Here is a 24,647-nt window from a genome sequence, read left to right as displayed (position 1 = left end):
GGGACGTTCATCGCCTTCATCATTATCCCTTTAGCACGCCGGGCGATGTCAGGAGCGTGACAGCCCGGGGATAAGCGGTCAGCTCTACGGGCGGCATCCGGCAGCCTGACCTTTTTATCCGACCGCCGGGAGAAGGCCCGCGACGATACTGAACTGAATCGCCACAATCGCCATCCCGCACAGCAGCACCAGCCACAGCGCCGGCGTCCCTCCGGCAACCCGCCAGGCCGCCTTCGGATGCTGCTCACGGCTCTTCATCACCAGCAGCGACGGCAGCATCAGCGCCAGTACCGCCAGCGCGACGCCGGCATAGCCCAGCGCCATCACGAACCCGCGCGGATAGAACAGGGCAAACGCCAGCGGCGGCAGAAAGGTGATGGCGCCACTCTGCAGACGGCCGCCGGGGCTATTTTTGCGCTGGAACAAATCCGCCAGATAATCAAACAGACCCAGCGCCACGCCGAGGAATGAAGTCGCCAGGGCGAGGTCGGCAAACAGGTGTACCGCCAGTTCAACGTGCGGTGACGCCACCACTTCACGCAGCGCCTCTAACAGCCCGTTGAGGCCGGCGTTTTTCGCCAGCAGGGCGGTAAACGCGGGGGAGTCAATGCTGCCGAGGGTCGCCAGCTGCCAGAAAATATAGGCCACCAGCGGGATAAAACTGCCGATGATAAAGACCCGGCGCAGTTTACGAATATCGCCGTTGAGGTAGCTGACGATGCTCGGCACGCTGCCGTGAAAGCCAAATGAGGTGAAGATCACCGGGATGGCCGACAGCGCCAGCCCCTGCTGGAGCGGTAGCGTCAGCAGATTGATCCGGTGGATATGCGGTAGCAGCAGCGCCAGCATTATGGCGAGAAAAATGATCTTGGCGCTAAATAAAAAGCGGTTAAACAGATCGACCAGCGATGTTCCGAGGCAGACCACCGCGCCACCGACGGCGGTAAACAGCAGCACCCCGCCGGCGGGAGGAAGCGACCAGCCCAGCCACTGGTTAAGGCTGGATGCCAGCAGCTCGCCCGCGCCGCTGATATAGGCGGCGGTTAGCGCATACATTAAGAACAACATGCAAAAACCGGTCACCCACTGCCCGTAACGTCCAAGATAGCGTGCCGCCAGCGAGCCGAGTCCCATATCCGCCGGGACGTGCTGGTAGACCTCCAGCAGTAATAATGCGGTGTAGCACATCAGCGCCCACAGCGCGATCAGCAAGCACAAGGTGACGCCGAAACCCACGCCCGCCGATGCCAGAGGCATTGCCAACATCCCTGCGCCAATTGTGGTTCCGGCCACGATTAAAATACTACCAAGAGTGCGGTTCTTCACGTTTCTCTCTATCCATGAAGGAATTAACAATAAAATATGTCGCGCAGAGTATGTGAAATTGTCATTCTCGTCAAATGAGGGTTACAGTGATTGTAATTAAATATTTACAGATTGCGGCGGCGCGCCGGAAGGCTGCGCTGGCGCAAAACGTCAGGTCTGCAGTGGGTCTATGCTGTGGGTTTTACAGGAGGAGCTATGCCATCCATTCATGGCCATGAAGTATTGCAGATGATGATCGCCTCAGGCGAGCCTTACACCACTGCCAGTCTTGAGTCCGCGATAATCGCGCGTTTTGGCGCCGCTGCGCGTTTTCACACCTGTTCGGCAGAGAATTTAACTGCGGCGCAGCTGGTGGCGTTTCTGCAGGAAAAAGGTAAATTTATTGCTGGAGAGGGCGGGTTTAATACCAGCGAAAGGAAAATATGCCGTCATTAACCGGGTGGTGAAGCTGAAGCTTCACCACCCTGATAATTAATTTTGCGTGTCGAGCGTCGCCAGCTCTTTATCAATAAAGTACAGACCTTCTCCGCTTTTACCGACGAGGGTCAGCTTATCAATAACGGATTTAAACAGTTTCTCTTCTTCGTGCTGTTCCGCCACATACCACTGCAGGAAATTAAAGGTCGGGTAGTCCTGATTCGACATTGCGGCATGCGCCAGTTCATTTATTTTCTGCGTAATCAGCTGTTCATGTTCGTAGGTGACGCGGAACAGTTCATCCAGCGAAGCGTACTCCGCGAACGGCGAGGAGATCGCGTTGATGCACGGCAGGTTGCCGGTGTCGGTCAGGTAATCAAACAGGCGCTGCATGTGGGTCATCTCTTCCTGCGCATGACGGCGCAGGAACGCGGCGGCCCCTTCAAAGCTGTGGTAGCTGCACCATGCGCTCATTTGCTGATAAAGCAGAGAAGAATAAAGCTCAAGGTTCATCTGCTCATTCAGTTTATCGATCATTTCTGTTTTCAGCATAGCGTGTGCTCCGAAAAATAAAGGCTAAAGATTATTGTGTCGCCACTATAATTTGTTATTTATTTATTTGCAAAAAGTAAATTAAAAAACTTATTTATTAAAAATGCAAATGGGAATAAAACGCATTGGCAATTTAATATGTAATGAGAATAGTTTTAATTTAATATTTCACTCAGGACTTATTATCGATTAAAAAAAGACAGTAAAAGACCATCCGCAGGTGGCCGGCGTGGGGCTTCCGCTGCGCCGGGGCCTCTGCAGGCGCGGGAGAGCAGAAGGGCGTTTGCAAGGCATATAGGCAAAAGTGTGAAGCGCTACGTAATTTATAAAACAACTTTTCATAAAATTTGAAAGTACGTTTGTTAAGTAGTAAGGTGCATCATAACGCTAACGAACTATCGCGGGAGCACCCGCACAGCATTCAGGAGAGTAAAGCATGAAAATTGCACTGATGATGGAAAACAGCCAGGCGAGCAAAAACGCCATCATCCTCAACGAGCTCAACGCCGTTGCTGATGAAAAAGGCTTCCCGGTTTACAACGTCGGGATGAGCGATGAGCACGACCATCATCTGACCTATATCCACCTGGGGATTATGGCCAGCATTCTGTTGAATTCAAAAGCGGTTGACTTCGTGGTGACCGGTTGCGGCACGGGCCAGGGGGCGCTGATGTCTCTGAACATTCATCCTGGCGTGGTTTGCGGCTACTGTATTGACCCGGCAGATGCTTTCCTGTTCGCCCAGATTAACAACGGTAACGCCCTGTCTCTGCCTTTCGCGAAAGGTTTTGGCTGGGGCGCGGAGCTGAACGTGCGCTTTATCTTTGAAAAAGCCTTCACCGGCCGCAACGGCGAAGGCTATCCGCCGGAACGTAAAGAACCGCAGGTGCGTAACGCCGGGATTCTGAACACGGTGAAAGCTGCGGTCGTAAAAGATAACTACCTGGACACGCTGCGCGCCATCGATCCGGAACTGGTCAAAACCGCGGTCTCCGGCCCGCGTTTCCAGCAGTGCTTCTTTGAGAACTGCCAGGACAAAGAGATTGAAGCGTTCGTGCGCCAGATCGTCGGCTAAGCGCGTCAGCCCGGTGATGAAAAAGGCCAGCATCCGCTGGCCTGTTGTTTATTTCTTTCTGCTCGACACGCTGCTGCCGGCATCTTTGCTTAACTTCAGACTATCCACCATCCCCACGAGGCAAATCAACGCGATAAAGACGAAAGAGAGGCGAAAACTGATCCCCGGCACGCTGGCGAGGTTTAACCACTCGCTGGCTCTTTCGCCGATTCGGATACCAATGGCGCCGAGGGTGATCCCTAAGCCCACCGCCAGCTGTGAAGCGGTACTGAACAGGGTATTGGCATAGCTCATCTGGGCTGACGGGACATCGGCAAAGGCGAGGGTGCTGACCCCGGTAAATTGAATTGAGCGGAACACGCCGCCGAAAAAGAGAATCGCGCAAATTAGCCACACCGGCGTCTGTGGCGTTAAAAAGGCGCAGGCGAGCAGTGACAGGACGTTTAACGCGCCGTTCAGCAGCAGCAGGCGGCGGAAGCCCAGCCAGCGGATCAGCGGCGTGGTGGCCGGTTTAATGGTGAAGTTGCCGACAAATACCGCCAGCACCAGCAGCCCCGAATGGAAAGGATCCATGCCAAATCCGACCTGAAACAGCAGCGGCAGCAGAAAGGGGACGGCGCTGATTGAGGCGCGGAACAGCGAACCACCGTACATTGTGACCCGAAAAGTCGGCACCTGTAGCGCATCCAGACGCACCATCGGCCAGGCCGCGCGGCGGAAATGGCGCAGCGAGAAGAGCATGCAGCCGAGACCGAGGGCCAACAGAAGCAGCGTTGTCCACCCCTGGGGCCGGGTATCTCCGAGCAGCTCCATCGCGCTCACTAGGCTGACCATGGCGACCGAGGTTGCCAGGAAGCCGGGCAGGTCAAAGGGGCGTCGCTCTTCTTCCCGGATGTCAGGAATGATGCGCAGCGACAGGGCAATAGCGATCGCGCCCAGAGGGACATTGATAAAGAATATCCAGTGCCAGCTGGCGTAACGGGTAATAAAGCCTCCCAGCGGCGGGCCGATTATCGGCGCCACCAGCGCGGGCCAGGTCAGGGTGGCAATGGCCTTGATCAGCTGATCCTTCGGCGTGGTACGTAGCACCGCCAGCCGGCCGACGGGGACCATCAGCGCGCCGCCCACCCCTTGCAGGATACGCATGGCGACAAAGGTGTCCACGTTGCTTGAAAAGCCGCAAAAAACCGAAGCCAGGGTAAAAATCGCCAGCGCCAGGGTGAAGATCTTGCGCGCGCCAAAACGATCGGCAATCCAGCCGCTGGCGGGGATTAATACCGCCAGCGTAATGAGGTAGGCGCTGATACCAATATTCAGGTCGACCGCCGCGACGCCAAAATCCCTGGCCATATCCGGTAGGGCGGTGGCGATCACCGTCCCGTCCAGAAACTCCATGAAAAATGCCCCAGCCACCAGCAATGCGGGGGCTGAAAAGGCTCGACCTTCCCGGGAAGTGAGATGTGTACTCATTGTGTCTGCCATAGCAAGGTGAGGGCAGAATCGATGGCGCTGCGCCGGGTTTTTAACCCTTCGATTTTCCTCACTTTTGTTTAATTTTTAAATTATACTTGTGAAATTATTGTGACTTGTCGCATGTTTTTATTGATTTCTGTGACGTAGATCATATTATATGACCCAGAGACAGTAACACCTGCATAACAACAGACGGAGTCACTCCATGAAGCTGCGTAAAATTCTTAAAAGCATGTTCGAGCAGTACTGCAAAACATTCAAAGATGTACCGCCTGCCGGTATGTTCTGATAAAAAAACCTGCTGCGGCAGGTTTTTTTATCTCTGAAGATTTAGGTTACTATTACGCTCCTCGAAAAAGGAGTCATAAATGTCCCAACACCTCACCGAACAAGACGAACTGGTTTCCGACGTTGTTGCCTGCCAGTTAGTTATCAAACAGATTCTTGACGTCATCGATGTCATCGCCCCAGTTGAAGTGCGTGAAAAGATGACCACCCAACTGAAAGCCATCGATTTTGCCAGCCATCCGGCTTCGGCCGACCCGGTCACGCTACGCGCGGTCCAAAAAGCGATTGCCCTGATTGAACTCAAGTTTACGCCGCAAGGTGAAGCGCACTAACCCCTTTCGCCCCGTCATGTGACGACGGGGCGCTGTCCGGGCTAATGAGAGATAGCGGTTCTGGCTGGCGTAGTCTGCGCGTTTTTAAACAGCTCGCTGTGGCCCCAGCACTCCTCATAACGGTGACCGACCAAATCTTCAACGACGGTACGCACCTCCGGCGGGATATCCGCAATTTTACCGCCTGCTTTAATCCGCGCCACTTCCTGTAATACCACCAGGTGCGCTTTGCGATCCAGCTTCATCTGTTTGCTGAAAACGATAGCCGCCAGCGCCAGCAGAACCACGCCGCAGCAGAATACCACCGCAATGGCGGTGACCGCGCTTTCCGGTTGGCTATGCGCTTTCGACTGGAAGCCATAGAAGCTGAGGATGGCCCCCATGGTGAAGACGATGATGGAACGTAAGATTTTTCCGGAGAAGGTCATCGCCCCGGCATAGATCCCTTCGCGACGGCGACCGGTATAGATCTCATCGACATCGGCAAGGAAGGTGTAAACGGTCCACGGAATGTAATACACGCCGCCGGTACCCAGGCCGAACAGCACCGTAATCCCGAACATCAGTATGGTCGCCAGATGCGCCGGCAGGTGGAAGAACCACAGCGAGGTGTAGAGGAAAACCGAGAAAATCACGATCCCCAGCGCCAGAATATAGGGTTTGCTAAACCCTTTTTTCACGCACAGGCCGATAAATAGCGCGGTCGAGACCAGCTGCAAAATCGAGTTCAGGCTGTTCAGCCCGGCGACCATTGCCGGATCGTGCTGCAGGACAAAGATAACAAAGTAGGTAAAGATCGAGGCAAACAGCCATTCGGCGCCGAAGCCGCAGAGATACATGCCGAGATGCTTACGAAATACCCGCAGATAGAACGTTGAGCGCATGTCCTTCGCCAGCATCACCAGGGTAGTGAGCAGACCCCTTTTCCCGTTCACACTGTGCTCTTCTGCGTGCGGACGCTCCCAGCTGCAGAACCACAGGCAGGCGATAGCGATAATCAGAATGGCGCCGTAGGTTAGTCCGGTCAGGAAGAAGGGAGTGGCGGAATCTTTACCGTATAACAGGATGAACTGACCGGGGATAAAGGCGGCGAGGAAGTTGGCCAGCTTGCCGAAAATAGCCTTATAACCGGTGAGTTTTGAGCGTAATGAGAAATCGTCGGTCATTTCGGTGGCCAATGTTTCGTAAGGCACCATGACTGAGGTATAAATAATTTCGAAGATGACGTACGTGCAGAGGTAGTACCAAAAACCGAGGCCCTCGACCCATAAAAGCGGGTAGAACATCATCAGCGGAATGCCGATCAGCAAGAAGAAGCGCCGCCGTCCGAAGCGTTTACCGAGCCGCGTTTTACCGAAGTTATCGGTAAGATAGCCCATCAGAGGGTTACTCATGGCGTCGATGATGCTGGCGACGGAAAAGATAAATGAGGCCTCGATCAGCGTCAGGCCGCAGAAGGTGGTATAAAAATAAAGCAGCCAGGCGCCGCTGATCGCCAGCGCGCCGCTTCCCAGTAAATTACCGCCGCCGTAGGCTAGCTGATGGCGTAACAAAATCGGTCTTCCCTGCAACCCTTGTGAGGCTGAAGCCGCGTATCTTGCCATTAATATAAACCCCATGTTTTAAATTTTTGAAACGGCGTTTTTATATTATTAAATCACATGGTAAAAAGTGATCGCTGTCACTAATCATCCGCTGTACCTTTTCGCAATGCGGTAATGCGACCGGGTTAAAAGTTTTTAATACTTTTCAGGAATAAGAACGGCGCCGAAGCGCCGAAAATTGATGATTCAGGAAGAGGAGGAGTGCGGCGATCGCTGGCGAAGGTGCTGCACATCGGGCAGCTTTCCCTCTTCATCGCCGATCGTTATCCGGGTGCTGCTTCCCGCCCGCCGGAGTATGACCTGAGTACCCTGTGGATGGTGCTGAACGCTGACTTCGGTCAACGGCATCTGGCTGGCGAAATCCCACACTCCGAGGAAACGCGCCTGCGGCTGGTGGCTGCGTAAAACAAGATAGCTGAGTTCCTCTATTGCCGGGTTATCGGGCCCGTAGCCTTGCCAGAGCTCGGCCTCGCCGGCCAGCCACAGCGCAAACGTTTCGTCCCGGCTGGCGAAATGGCGCGGCTGGCAGTTGGCTAACGGGGACACGGTCGCCTCGCGCATCCGCTGCAGCGGCCCGCTCAGAGCAAAGGGCATAGCCGTGCCGCTTTTATCCAACGCCCGCGCCGCCAGGTGCAGCGTCCAGTCCAGCTGTTGGCGATGGGGATTTTCGATCGTCGAAAGGTCGATCAGCACCTCCCCCAGCCATAATAACCGGCGACGGAAGCGGATATCCCGCCAGGCGTTCAGGTCCCACTCGACGCGGGTGTGGCTGTTGAGAACCGGTGGCTCAGCGCGCCAGTCGACCCGGCTATCCAGCCACTGAAAGTCCTCCCCCTGGTGCCAGCCCAGTATCGCGGCGTTAGCCGGCGGCTGATTGCCCTGATTGACGGAGAGCGTGTTGTGCGTGGCGCTCTGTTTATAATAGTCATAGTGCATGCGGGCGCCGTATCCGGTTGTCCCGAGGTCGGGAAGCAGGGCGCGACCATTCTGCCAGATCAGTAAACTCAGGCGATCGTAATGATCGTGCTCGCCGCCGTAAGGGCTATGTTTGATCATCACTACCCGTTTCTGTTCTGGCCGTCGCCAGAGGGTCAATCCGGCGCCGGGGGCGTAAAGGGATTCCTGTGGAATCAGCGCGGGTATGGCGGCTGGAAGCGGCCGGTCGCGCCAGAGCAGGGCGTCAAGCGTCATTTCGCCGCCAACGGTATCGTTGAGCACGGCGGCATAGCGTAAATCTCCCCAGATATGCCACGCAAACTCGTAAATATCGTTATGCTGCAACGTTTCCTGGCCGGCGAGGCAATCATTGAGCAGTGGGAAGGTACCGTCCGGTAGCAGCAGCGCGAGCGGGAAGTTCAGCATCTTCGGATACCAGGGACCGTCAATCAGACTCCAGCGCGTGCCGCGCGCGAGCTTCTCAAAGGCAAAGAACCCCTGCAGCGCGTAATAGTGGTAGTGAATCGAGCCTTCAAACCACAATCCCTCCTCCAGAAGACCGTTTTCTAACTGCCAGCGCAGGCCATACGTTTGGTTTACCGCGATATCCAGTAGCTGGTCATCGCCAAGAATAAACCCCAGCACCGCCAGCGCGGCGTTGATTTTGACTTCATGGTTATGGACTTGCGGGCTACGGTGCGCACGCAAAAAATCGGCTGCGCAGCGCAACAGGCGTTGGCGGATATGCTGCTGCTGTTCAGCTGAAAGGGTTTCTGCGACAAAGTCATAGCCGAGAGCCATATCGAGAATACAGTTCGCTTCGCACAGGGTCTGGGCGTTCATTTTCCCCGGGCCATTATGGGGAATATTGCCATGCACCTCATATTCAGGGTAGGCGTCGGCATAACCGGTCAGTAATTCGGCCACCTTATCGGCGTAGCGACGATTTCCGGTGAGATGCCATAACAGGCCAAGCCGGTAGCAGGCGCTGGCGTTGCGGCCGTTCAGCTCCCGCCACCATGCGCCGTCGTAGGGTTCTCCGCTGAAAATTTCACCGTCCACCGGGCAGCAATGACGGGTGGGGGAGTCGCGTTGCCAGATGAGACGGACGCTGTGCTGCGGACAAAAGTAATAAAGATTCCAGCTGGCGATCCCGCGCTGCGGAATCAGGGCTGGCGTAGCCAGTTCCGCAGCGTGCTCAGCGATCAATGTCGCTAGCAGGGGACTGCTCGCCGCACGCGCGGCAATGGCCGGCCACTGCCCGGAAAATTGCATCATTATTTTGTCACTCCACCCAGGGATTGCAGGGGCAACGGTGCGATCAGGGTAGTAATATCCTGCGGATATTGGCCGCGCAGCCATTCGGCTTTTTGCCTGAATGCGCTATCGTCAGGCCAGGCGTGAGCCGCGGTAGCCATATTGAATAACGCTTTTTTCGCATCCGGCTTATCCAGGTCCCGCCATGGCCAGTTTTGGTCGCTGTGGATAAAACCGGCAATGTACTGATAGCCCTTGCGCAGGCTGTGGTCATCAAGACTAAAGTTCCACAGGTCGACGCCGGCCTTCTCTCCCAGGCGGCCAAGCTGGCTATAGGCGTCCAGGTTGAAGTTGCTGTAATGCCAGGGCCGGGTACGCTCAATCTCCGCCATCTGGCGACCTTCGCTATCGAATTGCCCGGCGATTCTGCGTAACTGCGTAATTAGCAGGCGCTTTTTCGCTTCCTCCGGTTTGCCGCTGAATAGGGCAAAGGTGGCCGCCTGTAGATCGAACCAGGTACCGTGATTGTTGTGCCAGTTATCCTCTTCGAAACCATTTTGGCTGGTGGTCATCCAGTGATAAAAATCGCCAAACCACTGTTGTAGCTGACGGTAATCATCCTCGCTCAGGCGGCCTGACGCGCGCAGCAGCGCGATGGCGTCCACGACGTTGACCAACGCCCGGCTATCAATAATCCCGATACCGCGCCCGTGATTTATCCCGGGAATGGCCTGCGCGTATTCAAGGTTGGGGTTCATCCGCGTCGTGGTCAGCAGGAACCAGTTGCGTATTTGCGCGACGGCTTTCTCGGCGTAGCGGGCATCGTCGGAGAAATACCAGGCCAGCGCCAGGGTATAGACATCATCACTCATCTTCACCAGGCGGTTCTTATCGGTGGCATCACTGTTGGCATCAGGGTTGGTTTGCCCATCTTTACGAATATAAGGAAGCCCATCTTTAGCCTGTGGGTCAGGCCACCAGTAGGGTGGGAAACTGTAGTAATCATGTTTATCGCCGCTAACGGCCAGCAGACTCTTATCCATGACTGAGAATAAAGGATGCTGGAGAGCCGCATTCGCTCGTGCCAGTAGCGCGGCCTGCGCCTGAGTGAATAGCGGGTTGCCATCGTTAACCTGCTGTCGGCTTTGCGCGAGGGCGTTGATATCAAGGATGAGGGGCCCAGGCTGGGCGGCATAAAGCGGTAAGCTGATCCCTGAAAATATAAATGCGAGGTACCACGCACCCCGGCTCGACCATTTTGTCATAGCATTATCCCTTCGGTAGGAAACCAGAAACACTCTCGCCAGCGATGATATTCACGCAGCGCGAAAGGGAATTTAAAATAATGAATCAGTAATGCGTGAAATGATGTTTCATTCACGATGGAAAGCAGTGTAAAAGACAAAGTGATTTTTTTTGTGATGCCTGTCGTACTTAGCGTTTTGCATCCAAAATGTCTGCGTAAATGCGAATCAACTCACTGTTTTAGCCATTTTTCTAACAAAATTGAAAGTGTAAAATATTTTTTGGTTTTTGTAATATGTTGATAAATATATCATTTTAAAAAGTGTCACTTTGGTTGTCACTTTTTGATGTGATCTTCTTCAACTTTTTATCTTTTGAAACGTGATTTCTTTTTTGCCAGGTTGTAATGATAACCCCCTTTCTATTTAATATTGTAAAAGCGATGAAATACCTCGCCGTTATGTCATTAATAAAAATAAGTGCATTTTATTTTCGTAATAAAGGGCGCTGCGTAATAACCGTGTGCGATTTTTTTATTTTTATCTTCTGACCCTACAATAAAGGATATGACACCATGTCTGCGAATAAATTACGTTCCTTGTTACTCATTTCTGCCCTGGGACTGGGGATGGGACAGAGCTATGCCGCCACCACGCTCAATGTCTGGATCCGCGCCAGCAACGATTCCAAAAACATTTATCAGCAGGAGGCGGAGACCTTTGAGAAAAAAACCGGTATCAAAATCGAATATTTCAACGCCACAACCGACTTCGAACAGCGCCTGGCGCGCGCGGCGGCGGGCCAGGCGCTGCCGGATCTGATTTTTAACGATGCGGTTGCGCTTGGCCAGTTCATTCAGCTGGGTATTGCCGAAGAGATTGACCCTCACAGCATCGCCGGAGGCGACCAGCTCTATCCTGTCGCCTGGGAGAGTACCCGCTACGTTGACGGTAAATACTACGGCGTCCCCACTTCCGCGCAAACCTTCGCCCTGTTTGTGCGCAAGGACTGGCGGGAAAAACTGGGCTTGCCGCAGCCGAAAAGCTGGGACGATATTCTGGCGATGGCGAAAGCCTTCACCACTGAGGATCCTGATGGTAACGGCAAGAATGACACTTACGGGTTTCTTGTTCCGGGCTCCAGTACCCGCGGTTATGCCAGCTGGTTTTTGAGTAGTTTTATCTGGCAGGCCGGGGGCGATTTCGTCGCCATGAAGGGCAACACATTCACCGCCACGCTGAATACGCCCCAGGTTGCCAGCGCGCTGACCTTTATCCGCACCATGATGTGTGAAAAAGTCGCCCAGCCCGGCGCCATCAACGCCACAACGGCTGACGTCATCCCATCATTCCGCTCCGGGCAAACCGGAATGTTCTTCAGCGGCCCCTACCACATTGCCCTGTTTGATAAAGATCCCGGCAAAGACAAGATTGAAGTGATCCCGCTGCAGGGGCCGCAAGGGGAGACCACGCTCGCAGAAGGGACGACGGTCTTTCTGATGAAAAGCAGTAAGCAGAAAGAGGCCGCGCGGAAATTTATTGAATTCATGATCTCCCGGGAAGGCCAGGAGATTGGGATGGGGAAAGGCAGTCAGCATATTCCGGTGGTCCGTCTGGCGGTCAATAAAAATGTCGATGTACAAGGGGTCTATCAGGATGGGCGTTGGGCCACCTTTGCCCGCTTGTATAACGAACACGGCCGCTATGTGCCGCAGGTACCTAACTGGACGCCAATCCGCCAGGTGTCGGCAGAGGGCTTCAACCGTATTCTCGCGGATTGTGAGAGCGACGTCGGCGCAGAGCTGAATACGCTGAATGGCAAAGTGAATGCCGAGCTGAAAAAACAAAACGTGCTGGCTGAGTGAGGCATTGACGGATGACCATGCAAGAAACCAAAACATCTCCGGCGACGAGGGTATCGTCGTCGGCAGCCCCCCGCTGGCTGAGCGCAAAGCGGAAACAAAAGCTGATCCCGTGGCTGTTCTTAGCCCCGGCGCTGATTATTTTTACCTGGTTCAAATTTATCCCTATGGTTCAGGGGTTGATCATGAGTTTCTACAAGGTGAATTTCAATCAGCCGGACGAGTGGGTTGGGCTGGCCAATTTTAGCCGCGCGTTCGCCGATGGTGAATTACATGCGGCGGTCATCAATACGCTGCTGTACGTGGTGGTGACGATGGTGGCCGCCGCCATTCTGGCCTTTTTTCTGGCGATGCTGCTGGAAGGGCCGGCCCGCCATCTGCGTGTTATCCGTACCGCCATTTTCCTCCCGGCGGTCACCAGCGCGGCAATTGTCGCCGAGATGTGGCGGATTCTGTTTAACCCTACGCCGAACGGGGTGATGAACCACTTCCTGAGCTGGTTCGGCATTGATGATCAAGGCTTTCTGGCCAGTTCCGATCAGGCGCTGTGGGTGATCATGCTGCTGCATATCTGGAAGGCGGTACCGTACAACATGGTGATCTTTATCGCCGGTCTCGCCGGGATCAGCCGCGATCTCTACGACGCCGCCAATGTCGATGGCGCCAGCTGGTGGAACCGTCTGCGTTACGTCACCTTACCCGGCATGATCCCGGCGCTGTCGGTGGTGCTGATGCTGTCGTTTATTCGCGGCTTCCGGGTCTTTGCGGAAGTGTACGCCACCACCGGCGGCGGGCCATCAAACGCCACCGAGATGATCATGACCCACATTTATAAGCTCGGTTTCGAACAGTTCGATTACGGCTATGCCTCGGCGGTATCGTTCTTGCTGTTTGCTTTCACCGTGGTGCTGACCATCGTCCATCTCACTCTCAAAAAACGCATTGCCCGCTATTAAGGAGTTCTCATGTTAAGTCAACGCTGGGAGAGTGCCGGTCGCTGGTGTATTTACGCGCTACTGCTGGTGGTATTCGTCGGTCCATTTTGGGGGATTGTGGCGACGGCTTTTAGCGGCGCGCCCGTCAAGCCGGGTGAACTGCTGGCCTGGCCACATCAGTTTTCGCTGGATAACTTTCTCTTTGCCTGGCAGGACATTGGCGTCTGGCAGTATCTGCTGAACTCCATGCTGGTGGTGTTTTTTGGCACCATTTTGCAGGTTTCGGTGAGCGCCCTCGCGGCGTATGCGCTGGCGCGAAAGCGGTTTCGCGGCGCGGCGCTGGTGAGCCTCGTGATCCTCTCCACGATGATGCTGCCCGAAGAGGTTATCGCCATTCCGCTCTATATGATTATTAACTGGCGGCTGCCGGTCATCGACGCCTCTTTATATAACAGCTATCTCGGCATGATTTTGCCCGTCGTCGGCTGGGCATTCTCGATCTTCGTCCTCACCGAATTCATGTCCGCCATCCCGAAGGAGCTCGAAGAGGCGGCGCGTATCGACGGTGCGAACGAATGGCAGATTTTCTTCCACGTCATCCTGCCGCTGGTGAAGCCGGCGCTGGGGACCGTCGTCACCTTCGGTTTCATTATGATTTGGGATCAGTATCTGCTGCCGCTGATCGTCGTCAACCAGGACAGCCTGAACACCATTCCGGTGATCCTCGGCACCCTGCGCACCGACGAGAGCATCACGCCGAACATTTTTATCGCAATTACGCTGCTGGCGATGCTGCCGAGCATCATCGTCTACCTCGGTCTACAAAAACATTTCAATCGCGGGATTATGTCCGGTGCGGTCAAAGGATAAGGAGAGTGTGATGGGTGCCGTTGTTCTGAACAATGTCCGGAAGTCTTATGGTGAAGTTCACGTCATTAAAGATGTTTCATTGACCATTCCCGATGGCGAGTTTTGTGTGCTGGTTGGCCCCAGCGGCTGCGGAAAGTCCACGCTGCTGCGGATGATTGCCGGGCTTGAAGAGATTTCCGCCGGGGAAGTGCATATTAATAATAAGAACGTGACCGACGTTGAGCCGAAACTGCGCGATATTGCGATGGTCTTTCAAAGCTACGCGCTCTACCCGCAGATGACCGTGCGGGAAAACATGGGCTTTGCCCTGAAAATGGCCCGGCTGCCGAAGGATGAGGTGCGGCATAAAGTCACCGAGGCCGCAGCGCTGCTCGGTCTGGAACCGTTGCTCGAACGTCTGCCGAAAGATCTCTCCGGCGGCCAGCGCCAGCGCGTGGCGATGGGGAGGGCGATAGTGCGCAAGCCTCAGGTGTTCCTGTTTGATGAGCCGCTCTCTAACCTTGATGCCAAGCTGCGGACGCAGGTCAGAGGGGAAATCCGCGAACTGCACCGGCGCCTGAAAACCACCTCGGTATACGTGACCCACGATCAAATTGAAGCCATGACCATGGGGCAGATGATTGTGGTATTGCGCGACGGTCGGATCGAACAGGCGGGGACGCCGTTAGAGCTGTACGACAAACCGGCGAATCTGTTCGTCGCCGGTTTTATCGGCTCGCCGGAAATCAACCAATTGAAGGGCACCGTGCAGCGGGAGGGGGATAAAGCGAGTCTTTGCCTCAAGGATGGCTCATTGCTCATGCTGCCCCCCGGCCTGCAGGTTCAGCACGGCCAGCAGGTGGTCTACGCCATCCGGCCTGAGCAGGTCAACGTGGTGAAGGAGGCGCGGGAAGATGCTATTGCGGCGACGATTATGGCCATCGAAAACACCGGCTCCGACGTGCAGTTGTTTTGTCAAACCGGCGGCGGCGCTTTTACTTCCGTATTTAAGCAGCGGCTGGATGTTCGTGAAGGTGAGGCGCTGTGGCTGCAGCCGAAGCTTTCCGGCGTCCATCTGTTCGATGCGCAGAGCGGTTTACGCATTGCTGACCAGGGGGAGTCGGCATGAAGCTCTACACCCTGGATGAACGCTGCCTGGAGAATGCCCGGGCCAATTTGCAGCAGCCATTTTCCCCCCTGCAACCGGCGCTAAGCCGCCTGATTGCCGAAGCGGATAAACTGTGCCGCGAGCCCCCTGAAAGCGTAGTGCATAAAAAGCTTCGCCCGGTGAGCGGCGATGCGCATGACTATTATAGCCTTGGGACCTACTGGTGGCCTAACCCGCGGCGTCCTAACGGGCTGCCCTATATTCGTCGCGATGGGCACACCAATCCGCAATGCGAAAATAATGATACCGATACGGCGCGCATTATCCGCATGTGCGAACGCTGTATGACGTTAGGCCTCGCCTGGCATTTCAGCGGTAAACGGCAGTACGCGCAGGCGGCGGCATTACAAATTCGCAGCTGGTTCCTCGAGGCGGATACCCGGATGAACCCGCACCTGAATTACGGTCAGGCGATTCCCGGGATTGTCTCCGGACGGGGGACCGGGCTGATTGATACCCGCTTATTGTGGATGGTGATTGATACCATTGGTCTGGTTGCCGCAGCGAACGTGCTGGAGACCGATGATATTATCGGGCTGCACCAGTGGTTCCGCGATTTTAACCACTGGATGTATTACAGCGAAATCGGCCATTCCGAATATGTCTGGCATAACAACCACGGTACCTGGTATGACGCCCAGCGGGCGGTAAATGCGCTGTTCTACGGGGATAAGGGCCTGGTGGCGCGCATTATTGAGCAAGGGGTCACCCAGCGCATGGCGGCGCAGATCGATCGGGACGGTAAGCAGACCATGGAGCTGGAGCGTACGATGCCGTTCCACTATTCGTTGTTTAATCTGGAAGCGCATCTGCTGCTCAACCGCTACGCGGAACATGTCGATATCGATCGCTGGAATGCGATTCGCGACGGGCGAGGGGTGAAGCAGGGGATTGACTATCTGGTGCCGTTTATTCGCGAACCGGATCTGTGGCCGTACAGCGACTTGCAAGGTATTGTCTGGGATAGCGCGCTGCGGGTGTTATTGCAGTCGATCCGCGGCTATGCCCAGCACGCGGACGACTACAAAGCGGTGTTGCATCAGTTCCCTCAGACTTCATTCTCCCTGAGGGAACGGTTGATGTGGTGCCCGCCGCTGCGCGCTTAATCGCGACGATTAGCCACCAGCTCCAGCAGATGGCGATCGGTTTGTTGCAGGCACACGCCGGCTTTATCGGCGTTACGGACTTCTTCAAGCACGGTTTGCAGCAGGATGCCGTCCTGCCGCTGCTCTTGCTCGAGCAGGGTCAGGAAGCGCCAGGTGGTATCATCGCTTTGCGCTTTGGCTTCTTCGGCGAGCCCGGAAAGCATGCTGCTGCGCCGCTGGTAATCGGCCAGGGTGGTGGCAAACAGATCTTCAAGGGAGGTACATTGATGACTGTAGCTCCCTTCATCTTTGACGATCGGCCAGTTTCCGCCGGTCTTCATATAATCAAACACGCGCATCATCTGCGTGACGCGGGATTGCGCGCGGGAGCGTAAAAAGGTGGCGGTGCCGTTCAGACGATGCTGTTCGCACCATTCGCTGAGATGCAGATATAAATTTGATGCGCGGAACTCAAGGTTCATCTGCATATTGAGCTTCTGCGCTATTCCTGGAACGACCATAAAAATATCCTTATTAGAGTGGAGGTATCATGCGCACGTCGGGAGCCGGCACCGGTAACCCTGCTGAGGGGCGACTCTTTACGCGTAACATTACTGGCAGAATAATGCATTCTGCATTTTCCCTATGTAAGCGGTAATGAATTTCCTGCTACCGATAAATATAGAATACTCTCAGAAGTTGATTAAGAAAACTCGCAAACTATCGTTTTTACGTTTCGTTACAACGTCAGGAATGAGTGGTTTTTATTATGGATACATAAAATATATTTAAATTATCTTGTTGATTTTTATTGTTTTTATTTGTTTTTAAACCGGCTTTAGTGCGGCTTGTTATACGATTTTTTTATTAAATAAGAATTTAATCGTATGTTCATGTTTCTCGCATGACGGCGGTTTTATGCAATCAAAAGAGAAGCGAGAAAATTGTTGTAGATCATTTTTTACTTGATAAGGGAAATAAGCATCTGGGGTGCTATTTAATTTAATCAATAAGCTCAGGACGAGAGACCCCCCGGTAGCCGCTGAATTCGCTAAAGGAAAGTGCGATCCGGGGATGTTGTGGCAAGAAAGAGGGTTTTCCTCGCGACTGCGCGCGGCCCTGGCCACAAGGATAACTCTGCTGGTGATATAGATAATACTGCTATGCTCAGGGCCAATTGTCTGACAATTAGGCCTTTTTTTATGTCATTTTCCGCTGAATCTATGCACGCAATTACTGTAATTCCGCGATGTGATAATGCTCTCGTAGGGAGAATTGATTTCCGGTTATTACTTAATGAACAACGGCAGTGGGCGGTGCGTTTTTTCTAATGCCTTGTTTTACGCCAGATAAAAACATTAAGTCCGATATTTCCCTACAGAAAAGCGAATTAAAGCTGGAGTTTACCATGCACAAATTTACTAAAGCGCTGGCGGCGATCGGTCTCGCTGCGGTTATGTCACAATCAGCTATGGCAGAAACACTTAAACTCGGTTTTCTGGTTAAGCAGCCAGAAGAACCCTGGTTTCAAACCGAATGGAAATTCGCCGATAAGGCCGGCAAGGATTTAGGCTTCGAGGTGATTAAAATTGCGGTGCCGGACGGCGAAAAAACGCTTAACGCAATTGACAGCCTGGCGGCCAGCGGCGCCAAAGGCTTTGTGATTTGTACCCCAGACCCGAAGCTGGGATCGGCGATTGTGGCGAAAGCGCGCGGCTATGATATGAAAGTCATCACCGTTGATGACCAGTTCGTGAATGCGAAAGGTAAACCGATGGACAGCGTGCCGCTGGTGATGATGGCCGCCAGCGAAATCGGCGCCCGTCAGGGCCAGGAGCTGTACAAGGAGATGCAAAAACGCGGCTGGGACGTTAACGATACCGGGGTGATGGCGATTACCGCCGATGAGCTCGATACCGCCCGTCGCCGCACCACCGGCTCGATGGATGCGCTGAAAGCCGCCGGTTTCCCGGAGAAACAGATCTACCGCGTACCCACCAAATCCAACGATATCCCCGGGGCTTTCGATGCCGGTAACTCAATGCTGGTACAGCATCCGCAGGTCAAACACTGGCTGATTGTCGGGATGAACGACAACACGGTGCTGGGCGGCGTACGGGCCACCGAAGGGCAGGGCTTTAAAGCGGCGGACGTGATTGGTATCGGGATTAACGGCGTTGATGCGGTCAATGAACTCTCTAAAGCCCAGGCTACCGGCTTCTACGGTTCGCTGCTGCCGAGCCCGGACATTCACGGTTATAAAACCAGCGAGATGCTCTACAACTGGGTGAGCAAAGGCGTCGAGCCGCCGAAATTTACCGCGGTGACCGATGTGGTGCTGATAACCCGCGACAACTTCAAAGAAGAGCTGGCGAAAAAAGGGCTGTAAGGCCTGGCTGACCGTGCCTCCCGCCGGCGGCGGGAGGCAAAGCGTAGAAGAGCGGAGTCGTTATGCAACAGTCTACCCCTTATCTCTCATTTCGCGGTATCACCATGACTTTTCCCGGCGTTAAAGCGCTGTCCGATATTAGTTTTGACTGCTATAGCGGACAGATTCACGCCCTGATGGGAGAAAACGGCGCCGGGAAATCCACGCTGCTGAAAATTCTCAGCGGCAACTACATTCCGACCGCCGGTAATCTGTTGATTGGCGGGCAGCTGCGGGCGTTTGCCAATGCCGCCGAGGCGCTCAACGCCGGAGTGGCGATTATTTATCAGGAGCTGCACCTGATTCCGGAGATGACCGTGGCGGAGAATATCTATCTTGGTCAGATCCCGCATAAATACGGCGTGGTTAACCGATCGCTGCTCAACGATAAAGCGCGCCTGCAGCTGGAACATCTGGGGCTGGATATCGACCCGGAAACGCCGTTGAAATATCTCTCTATCGGCCAGTGGCAAATGGTGGAGATTGCCAAGGCGCTGACCCGCAACGCCAGGGTGATCGCTTTTGATGAACCCACCAGTTCCCTATCGGCCCGCGAAATCGACAACCTGTTTCGGGTTATTCGCGAGCTCCGTCAGGAAGGGCGCGTCATTATTTATGTCTCTCACCGTATGGAAGAGATCTTTGCCTTAAGCGATGCGATCACCGTATTCAAAGATGGCCGCTACGTACGCACCTTCACTGATAGGCAAATCGTCAGCCATGATGCGCTGGTGCAGGCGATGGTGGGCCGTGAGCTGGGCGATATCTACGGCTGGCAACCGCGTGAATATGGCCCGGAGCGTTTGCGTCTGGAGCAGGTGAAAGCGCCGGGCGTGCGCGCGCCGGTGAGCCTGTCGGTGCGCAGCGGAGAAATTGTCGGCCTCTTTGGGCTGGTGGGGGCCGGTCGCAGCGAACTGATGAAAGGATTATTTGGCGGCACCCGGATCACCGGCGGGCAGGTGTATATCGATGGTCAGGCTATCGATATCCGTAAACCGGCGCAGGCCATTGCGGCCGGCATGATGCTGTGCCCGGAGGATCGCAAGGCGGAGGGGATTATTCCGGTCCACTCGGTGCGCGACAATATCAATATCAGCGCGCGACGCCGGCATATTTACGCCGGCTGCATCATTAATAACGGCTGGGAAGCGCAGAACGCCGACCGGCATATTCAATCCCTCAATATTAAGACCCCGGGGCCTGAGCAGCCGATCGTCAACCTCTCCGGCGGCAACCAGCAGAAAGCGATTCTCGGGCGCTGGCTGTCGGAAGAGATGAAAGTGATTCTGCTCGATGAGCCGACCCGCGGAATTGACGTTGGGGCGAAGCATGAGATTTATCACGTGATCTATGCTCTGGCGGCCTCCGGCGTCGCCGTCGTTTTCGCCTCCAGCGATTTACCTGAAGTGCTCGGCGTGGCGGATCGAATCGTGGTGATGCGCGAGGGGGAAGTGGCGGGTGAACTGCTGCATGAAGCTGCCAATGAACAGCAGGCGTTAAGCCTTGCGATGCCAAAAGTGAGCCAGGCGGTCGCCTGAGTAAGGAGCTTATGATGTCCTCTGTTACCACCTCAACTACCCGCCGACCTGCCTTCAGCTTTGCCCGTATCTGGGATCAGTTTGGCATGTTAGTGGTCTTTGCCGTGCTGTTTATCGGCTGCGTTATTTTTGTGCCGAACTTTGCCTCATTCATCAATATGAAAGGGCTGGGTCTGGCGATTTCGATGTCCGGTATGGTGGCCTGCGGCATGCTGTTTTGCCTGGCGTCCGGCGATTTTGACCTCTCGGTAGCCTCGGTCATCGCCTGTGCCGGCGTGACCACCGCCGTCGTGATCAATCTGACGGAAAGCCTGTGGACGGGAATCGCCGCCGGTCTGCTGCTGGGGGCGATCAGCGGGCTGGTGAACGGCTTCGTGATTGCCCGGCTGAAAATTAACGCCCTGATCACCACCCTGGCGACGATGCAGATCGTACGCGGGCTGGCCTATATTATCTCCGATGGTAAAGCGGTGGGCATCGAAGATGAGCGCTTCTTCACCTTAGGCTACGCCAACTGGTTCGGCCTGCCGGCGCCGATCTGGCTGACCGTCGCCTGCCTGATCGTGTTTGGCCTGCTGCTCAATAAAACCACCTTTGGCCGCAACACCCTGGCGATAGGCGGGAATGAAGAGGCGGCCCGTCTGGCGGGAGTGCCGGTCGTCCGCACCAAAATTATTATTTTCGTGCTTTCCGGGCTGGTCTCCGCGGCGGCGGGGATTATTCTGGCATCGCGAATGACCAGCGGCCAGCCGATGACTTCAATAGGCTATGAATTGATCGTTATTTCGGCCTGCGTGCTGGGCGGCGTATCGTTGAAAGGCGGGATCGGTAAAATCTCCTACGTGGTGGCCGGGATCCTGATCCTTGGCACCGTCGAGAACGCGATGAACCTGCTTAACATTTCGCCGTTCTCGCAATATGTGGTCCGCGGCGTGATTTTGCTGGCGGCGGTGATCTTCGATCGCTACAAGCAAAAAGCCAAACGTGCGGTTTAATGACCTCCAACCTTTCAGTTTAATCCTGGAATGTCGCCAGCGCCCGTTGCGCTGGCGACAACTATCAAAAATGGCGAGCTCGGTCACACTGTCTATACTTACATGGCTAACAATTAGTTAACAACCAGCGTAACGCTGACCATGAAAGGAGGAGAACAGGGTGGCTGACCAGATATCTGTACCGCCTGTGCCAACCGGACATCATGCATTTTTCTTTGACCTCGACGGTACTCTTGCCGATATCAAACCTCATCCCGATCAGGTTGTTATCCCGGTGAACGCGCTTCAGGCGCTGCGGCAGCTCGCGCAGCAACAGGATGGGGCGGTGGCATTGATTTCAGGGCGCTCAATGGTGGAGCTTGATGAGCTTTCCCGTCCTTACCGGCTGCCGCTGGCCGGTGTTCACGGGGCAGAACGCCGCGATATCAATGGTAAAACGCACATTGTCACACTGCCGGAAGCGCTGCTCAACGCGCTGGATGAGCAGTTGACCGCCGCGCTGGACGCGCTGCCGGGCTGTGAACTGGAACACAAGGGGATGGCGTTTGCGCTGCATTATCGCCAGGCGCCGCAGCACCGGGATGCCGCGCTGTCGCTGGCGCAACGGCTGGTCCAACGTTATCCCATTCTGGCGCTCCAGCCTGGCAAATGCGTGGTGGAGATCAAGCCACGCGGAGTCAATAAAGGAGAGGCCATTGCCACTTTTATGCGGGAAGCGCCCTTTCAGGGGCGCGAACCGGTCTTCGTGGGCGATGATTTGACGGATGAAGCCGGCTTTGGCGTGGTGAATCAACTGGGCGGCATGTCGGTAAAAGTAGGGGACGGCGACACCCAGGCGCAGTGGCGTCTGCCGGATGTGGCGGCCGTTCACCATTGGCTAAACAGCATCGTAAATAATGAGCAACTATCAGATGCGCAAAACGACAGGAGGAATGGCTATGGGGCGCTTAGTCGTAATATCTAATCGCATTGCGCCACCGGATGATAAAAAGGCCAGTGCGGGTGGCCTGGCAGTGGGAATTTTAGGCGCGCTGAAGGCCGCCGGAGGATTATGGTTTGGCTGGAGCGGGGAAATCGGCGATGACCAGAAGCCGCTGAATAAAGTGACGCGCGGCAATATCACCTGGGCGTCGTTTACCCTCAACGAACAGGATCATGACGAGTACTACAACCAGTTTTCCAACGCGGTACTGTGGCCGGCGTTCCACTATCGCCTGGACCTCGTGGATTTTCAGCGCCCGGCCTGGGAGGGCTATCTGCGGGTCAATGCGAACCTGGCGCAGAAGCTGCTACCGCTGGTGGAAGCCGACGATATGCTATGGGTTCATGACTATCACCTGCTGCCGTTTGCCAGTGAACTGCGCAAGCAGGGGGTAAACAATCGGATTGGCTTCTTTTTACACATTCCTTTCCCGACGCCAGAAATTTTTAACGCGCTGCCCCCGCATGCCGAATTACTGGAACAGCTCTGCGACTACGACCTGCTGGGTTTCCAGACCGAGAACGATCGGTTGGCGTTTCTTGACTGTATTTCGTTGCAGACCCGGCTGGTGACCCGGGGCGGCAAGAGCCATGAAGCCTGGGGGAAACATTTCCGCACCGAGGTCTACCCAATAGGTATCGATCCTGAGGAGATTGCGCGAAGCGCGAAGGGACCGCTGCCGCCAAAACTTGCCCAGCTGAAAAGCGAGCTTAAGAGCGTGCAAAATATCTTTTCCGTTGAGCGGCTGGATTATTCCAAAGGTCTCCCGGAGCGCTTTCTGGCCTATGAGGCCCTGCTGGAGAACTATCCGCAGCACCACGGGAAGATTCGCTATACGCAGATTGCGCCGACATCGCGCGGCGAGGTGCAGGCCTACCAGGATATTCGCCACCAGCTGGAAACGGCCAGCGGCAGAATCAATGGCCAATACGGCCAGCTGGGCTGGACGCCGCTTTACTATCTGAATCAACATTTTGAACGCAAGCTGTTGATGAAAATCTTCCGCTATTCCGACGTCGGCTTAGTGACGCCGCTGCGCGACGGCATGAACCTGGTGGCGAAAGAGTTTGTTGCCGCGCAGGACCCGCAGAATCCAGGGGTACTGGTACTGTCGCAGTTTGCCGGCGCGGCGAATGAGCTGACCAGCGCGCTTATCGTCAATCCCTACGATCGTGATGAAGTCGCAGCCGCGCTGGATCGCGGCCTGACCATGCCGCTGGCGGAGCGTATCGCGCGCCATTCGGCGATGCTGGCGGTGATTAAGGAAAATGATATCCACCACTGGCAGGAAAGGTTTATTACCGACCTAAAGCAGGTTGAGCCGAGAAGCGAGGAGAGCCGGCTGCGACGAAAAGTCGCCACTTTCCCTAAACTTGCCTGACCATGGTTAAGGCTAACGCTGCGGCGTTAGCCTTTTTCCAGCGATACCAGCAATACATCCACGCCGCTGCTGCCGACGATACTTTTCGCCGAGCAGGTCGCGCGGGAAAACAGGCTCTGATTGTGGTTGCCACAAATGACCAGGTCGACATGATGCTGCTGGCAAAAGTCTTTGATATGGTGACACAGCTCACCGCTGGCGATCGTGAGGTTGCCGATCGGATAACCGGCCTCTGCGGCCAGTCCCGCGAGAAAATCGCGGGTTTCTTCGTGCATTAAATCCCGCAGATTTTCCAGCATCGGTGCGGCGAAGTGATTATACAACTCCGGATCGGTCGCCAGGGTGATCAGGCTGACTTTGGCCGCCAGCGGGCGGGCGATGGAGACCGCCTTCGCGATCAGTATGCGGCTTTCCGGCGTGGGCGCAACGGCAACTAACAGATGTGAGTAGGGCATCAAGCCTCCTTAAGATACGCAAAATAACCCCTCTTACTTTCTTTACTCCGATTTCCATTCTCCCGCAAGGTCTATTCGCCATGCGCCAAAAGCACGCAATCCGTGGGTAATAAATCACGTTTCTGGTCATTGGTCCTCGGTTATGGTCTTCGGTTTTGCTATAAAAGAAATGCTGTTTTATAAATAGGTGAAGCCCGTCTGCTGACTCTTTGTATTTTTGCCATGGGTGAGGGCGGGCTGGCAAAAATGAAAAGGTAACCCTCTCCCCATGCTTTTACTGTAGCCATGTACCAACTCCCTTTTGGCTAAGAACCTCACCCATCAGGCTATTTTATTGGCCGGTTCGGCTCCGGGTGAACGACGCGAATCATCCTCATGTACCTGGCGTATCGCCGGTTGTTTCGCGCTGTCGGTGTCCGAACCGTCTGCAATAATGTCGCCTACCGGGAAAGGCTCTAAGCCAGA

The 24,647-nt window shown here is 54.9% G+C and carries 22 protein-coding genes; 14 read left to right on the top strand and 8 right to left on the bottom strand.

The genetic code is table 11. From position 1 onward, the window contains the following. Positions 1-114 precede the first annotated feature (114 nt). Entirely contained in the window at positions 115-1,326 is a 1,212-nt protein-coding gene (gene tyrP / locus EDF73_RS00925; protein WP_132724812.1) for a tyrosine transporter TyrP, read from the bottom strand. Between the two features lie 195 nt (positions 1,327-1,521). Between tyrP and EDF73_RS00920 the strand changes: the two genes are divergently transcribed. After that, the gene (locus EDF73_RS00920) at positions 1,522-1,761 is read left to right on the top strand and encodes a YecH family metal-binding protein (protein WP_132724810.1); all 240 of its coding nucleotides are present in this window, start codon (positions 1,522-1,524) and stop codon (positions 1,759-1,761) included. 36 nt (positions 1,762-1,797) lie between these two features. Here EDF73_RS00920 and ftnA read toward each other — a convergent pair whose 3' ends face one another. Beyond that, on the bottom strand, positions 1,798-2,295 hold the full coding sequence (gene ftnA, locus EDF73_RS00915; RefSeq protein WP_132724808.1) for a non-heme ferritin: 498 nt from the start codon (positions 2,293-2,295) through the stop codon (positions 1,798-1,800). A 436-nt stretch (positions 2,296-2,731) separates the two neighbouring features. On the opposite strand from ftnA, the gene EDF73_RS00905 reads away from it, so the two are divergent. After that, the gene (locus EDF73_RS00905) at positions 2,732-3,370 is read left to right on the top strand and encodes an RpiB/LacA/LacB family sugar-phosphate isomerase (RefSeq protein WP_004864120.1); all 639 of its coding nucleotides are present in this window, start codon (positions 2,732-2,734) and stop codon (positions 3,368-3,370) included. A gap of 48 nt (positions 3,371-3,418) precedes the next feature. Here EDF73_RS00905 and EDF73_RS00900 read toward each other — a convergent pair whose 3' ends face one another. After that, positions 3,419-4,840, bottom strand: a complete 1,422-nt coding sequence (locus EDF73_RS00900; protein ID WP_132724806.1) for an MFS transporter — start codon at positions 4,838-4,840, stop codon at positions 3,419-3,421. Positions 4,841-5,048: 208 nt separating this feature from the next. On the opposite strand from EDF73_RS00900, the gene azuC reads away from it, so the two are divergent. Further along, positions 5,049-5,132, top strand: a complete 84-nt coding sequence (gene azuC, locus EDF73_RS00895; RefSeq protein WP_015583995.1) for a stress response protein AzuC — start codon at positions 5,049-5,051, stop codon at positions 5,130-5,132. Positions 5,133-5,211: 79 nt separating this feature from the next. Further along, positions 5,212-5,463: a DUF2766 family protein gene (locus tag EDF73_RS00890; RefSeq protein ID WP_004864113.1), complete on the top strand. Its 252-nt coding sequence runs from the start codon at positions 5,212-5,214 to the stop codon at positions 5,461-5,463. 41 nt (positions 5,464-5,504) lie between these two features. On the opposite strand, the gene EDF73_RS00885 is transcribed toward EDF73_RS00890, so the two are convergent. The 3 genes from EDF73_RS00885 to EDF73_RS00875 form a co-directional block, all read right to left on the bottom strand. Beyond that, positions 5,505-7,016 carry an MFS transporter gene (locus EDF73_RS00885; RefSeq protein WP_165905635.1) on the bottom strand — a complete coding sequence of 504 codons (1,512 nt, stop codon included), beginning with the start codon at positions 7,014-7,016 and terminating at the stop codon, positions 5,505-5,507. A 237-nt stretch (positions 7,017-7,253) separates the two neighbouring features. Then, complete coding sequence (locus tag EDF73_RS00880) at positions 7,254-9,281, bottom strand: heparinase II/III family protein (RefSeq protein WP_132724802.1); 2,028 nt, start codon at positions 9,279-9,281, stop codon at positions 7,254-7,256. After that, positions 9,281-10,525 carry an alginate lyase family protein gene (locus EDF73_RS00875; RefSeq protein ID WP_132724800.1) on the bottom strand — a complete coding sequence of 415 codons (1,245 nt, stop codon included), beginning with the start codon at positions 10,523-10,525 and terminating at the stop codon, positions 9,281-9,283. Before EDF73_RS00875 ends, EDF73_RS00880 begins: the two co-directional genes overlap by 1 nt. Before the next feature lie 554 nt (positions 10,526-11,079). On the opposite strand from EDF73_RS00875, the gene EDF73_RS00870 reads away from it, so the two are divergent. From EDF73_RS00870 to EDF73_RS00850, 5 genes are read left to right on the top strand one after another with little or no spacing between them, the layout of a single operon-like run. Continuing rightward, complete coding sequence (locus tag EDF73_RS00870) at positions 11,080-12,369, top strand: sugar ABC transporter substrate-binding protein (protein WP_132724798.1); 1,290 nt, start codon at positions 11,080-11,082, stop codon at positions 12,367-12,369. A gap of 17 nt (positions 12,370-12,386) precedes the next feature. After that, complete coding sequence (locus tag EDF73_RS00865) at positions 12,387-13,322, top strand: sugar ABC transporter permease (protein WP_243655194.1); 936 nt, start codon at positions 12,387-12,389, stop codon at positions 13,320-13,322. A 9-nt stretch (positions 13,323-13,331) separates the two neighbouring features. Next, positions 13,332-14,171 (top strand): carbohydrate ABC transporter permease, encoded by an 840-nt coding sequence (locus tag EDF73_RS00860; protein ID WP_132724794.1) that lies wholly within the window; start codon positions 13,332-13,334, stop codon positions 14,169-14,171. A gap of 10 nt (positions 14,172-14,181) precedes the next feature. Then, positions 14,182-15,279, top strand: a complete 1,098-nt coding sequence (gene ugpC / locus EDF73_RS00855; protein WP_132724792.1) for a sn-glycerol-3-phosphate ABC transporter ATP-binding protein UgpC — start codon at positions 14,182-14,184, stop codon at positions 15,277-15,279. Next, the gene (locus tag EDF73_RS00850; RefSeq protein WP_132724790.1) at positions 15,276-16,424 is read left to right on the top strand and encodes an alginate lyase family protein; all 1,149 of its coding nucleotides are present in this window, start codon (positions 15,276-15,278) and stop codon (positions 16,422-16,424) included. Before ugpC ends, EDF73_RS00850 begins: the two co-directional genes overlap by 4 nt. On the opposite strand, the gene EDF73_RS00845 is transcribed toward EDF73_RS00850, so the two are convergent. Further along, on the bottom strand, positions 16,421-16,924 hold the full coding sequence (locus EDF73_RS00845; protein WP_132724788.1) for a non-heme ferritin-like protein: 504 nt from the start codon (positions 16,922-16,924) through the stop codon (positions 16,421-16,423). The genes EDF73_RS00850 and EDF73_RS00845 overlap by 4 nt on opposite strands. Before the next feature lie 887 nt (positions 16,925-17,811). Between EDF73_RS00845 and EDF73_RS00840 the strand changes: the two genes are divergently transcribed. From EDF73_RS00840 to otsA, 5 genes are all read left to right on the top strand, one after another. After that, positions 17,812-18,792 carry an arabinose ABC transporter substrate-binding protein gene (locus EDF73_RS00840; protein WP_132724786.1) on the top strand — a complete coding sequence of 327 codons (981 nt, stop codon included), beginning with the start codon at positions 17,812-17,814 and terminating at the stop codon, positions 18,790-18,792. Between the two features lie 62 nt (positions 18,793-18,854). Beyond that, the gene (gene araG, locus EDF73_RS00835; protein WP_132724784.1) at positions 18,855-20,369 is read left to right on the top strand and encodes an L-arabinose ABC transporter ATP-binding protein AraG; all 1,515 of its coding nucleotides are present in this window, start codon (positions 18,855-18,857) and stop codon (positions 20,367-20,369) included. A gap of 14 nt (positions 20,370-20,383) precedes the next feature. After that, on the top strand, positions 20,384-21,364 hold the full coding sequence (araH, locus tag EDF73_RS00830) for an L-arabinose ABC transporter permease AraH (protein ID WP_132726222.1): 981 nt from the start codon (positions 20,384-20,386) through the stop codon (positions 21,362-21,364). A 160-nt stretch (positions 21,365-21,524) separates the two neighbouring features. Next, positions 21,525-22,328, top strand: a complete 804-nt coding sequence (gene otsB, locus EDF73_RS00825; RefSeq protein WP_132724782.1) for a trehalose-phosphatase — start codon at positions 21,525-21,527, stop codon at positions 22,326-22,328. Further along, positions 22,303-23,727, top strand: coding sequence for an alpha,alpha-trehalose-phosphate synthase (gene otsA, locus EDF73_RS00820; protein WP_132724780.1), 1,425 nt, complete (start codon positions 22,303-22,305; stop codon positions 23,725-23,727). The genes otsB and otsA overlap by 26 nt, the downstream gene beginning before the upstream one ends. 26 nt (positions 23,728-23,753) lie before the next feature. Here the strand turns inward: otsA and uspC are convergent, their stop codons facing one another. Further along, positions 23,754-24,182 (bottom strand): universal stress protein UspC, encoded by a 429-nt coding sequence (gene uspC, locus EDF73_RS00815; RefSeq protein WP_132724778.1) that lies wholly within the window; start codon positions 24,180-24,182, stop codon positions 23,754-23,756. Positions 24,183-24,647: the final 465 nt, after the last annotated feature.

Source organism: Klebsiella sp. BIGb0138 (assembly GCF_004342285.1).
Classification (GTDB): Bacteria; Pseudomonadota; Gammaproteobacteria; order Enterobacterales; family Enterobacteriaceae; genus Klebsiella.
The sequence above is the reverse complement of the archived record's forward strand: the minus strand, read 5'-3'. Positions and strand labels throughout refer to the sequence as shown.

Bases quoted from the DNA above. Each gene is read 5' to 3' on its own strand.
- EDF73_RS00840 (WP_132724786.1), top strand. From the start codon at position 17,812: ATGCACAAATTTACTAAAGCGCTGGCGGCGATCGGTCTCGCTGCGGTT.
- otsA (WP_132724780.1), top strand. From the start codon at position 22,303: ATGGGGCGCTTAGTCGTAATATCTAATCGCATTGCGCCACCGGATGAT.
- EDF73_RS00865 (WP_243655194.1), top strand. From the start codon at position 12,387: ATGCAAGAAACCAAAACATCTCCGGCGACGAGGGTATCGTCGTCGGCA.
- EDF73_RS00850 (WP_132724790.1), top strand. From the start codon at position 15,276: ATGAAGCTCTACACCCTGGATGAACGCTGCCTGGAGAATGCCCGGGCC.
- EDF73_RS00870 (WP_132724798.1), top strand. From the start codon at position 11,080: ATGTCTGCGAATAAATTACGTTCCTTGTTACTCATTTCTGCCCTGGGA.
- ugpC (WP_132724792.1), top strand. From the start codon at position 14,182: ATGGGTGCCGTTGTTCTGAACAATGTCCGGAAGTCTTATGGTGAAGTT.
- EDF73_RS00860 (WP_132724794.1), top strand. From the start codon at position 13,332: ATGTTAAGTCAACGCTGGGAGAGTGCCGGTCGCTGGTGTATTTACGCG.
- uspC (WP_132724778.1), bottom strand. From the start codon at position 24,182: ATGCCCTACTCACATCTGTTAGTTGCCGTTGCGCCCACGCCGGAAAGC.
- EDF73_RS00875 (WP_132724800.1), bottom strand. From the start codon at position 10,525: ATGACAAAATGGTCGAGCCGGGGTGCGTGGTACCTCGCATTTATATTT.
- EDF73_RS00920 (WP_132724810.1), top strand. From the start codon at position 1,522: ATGCCATCCATTCATGGCCATGAAGTATTGCAGATGATGATCGCCTCA.
- azuC (WP_015583995.1), top strand. From the start codon at position 5,049: ATGAAGCTGCGTAAAATTCTTAAAAGCATGTTCGAGCAGTACTGCAAA.
- ftnA (WP_132724808.1), bottom strand. From the start codon at position 2,295: ATGCTGAAAACAGAAATGATCGATAAACTGAATGAGCAGATGAACCTT.
- EDF73_RS00890 (WP_004864113.1), top strand. From the start codon at position 5,212: ATGTCCCAACACCTCACCGAACAAGACGAACTGGTTTCCGACGTTGTT.
- EDF73_RS00900 (WP_132724806.1), bottom strand. From the start codon at position 4,840: ATGAGTACACATCTCACTTCCCGGGAAGGTCGAGCCTTTTCAGCCCCC.
- EDF73_RS00880 (WP_132724802.1), bottom strand. From the start codon at position 9,281: ATGATGCAATTTTCCGGGCAGTGGCCGGCCATTGCCGCGCGTGCGGCG.
- EDF73_RS00905 (WP_004864120.1), top strand. From the start codon at position 2,732: ATGAAAATTGCACTGATGATGGAAAACAGCCAGGCGAGCAAAAACGCC.
- araH (WP_132726222.1), top strand. From the start codon at position 20,384: ATGTCCTCTGTTACCACCTCAACTACCCGCCGACCTGCCTTCAGCTTT.
- araG (WP_132724784.1), top strand. From the start codon at position 18,855: ATGCAACAGTCTACCCCTTATCTCTCATTTCGCGGTATCACCATGACT.
- EDF73_RS00845 (WP_132724788.1), bottom strand. From the start codon at position 16,924: ATGGTCGTTCCAGGAATAGCGCAGAAGCTCAATATGCAGATGAACCTT.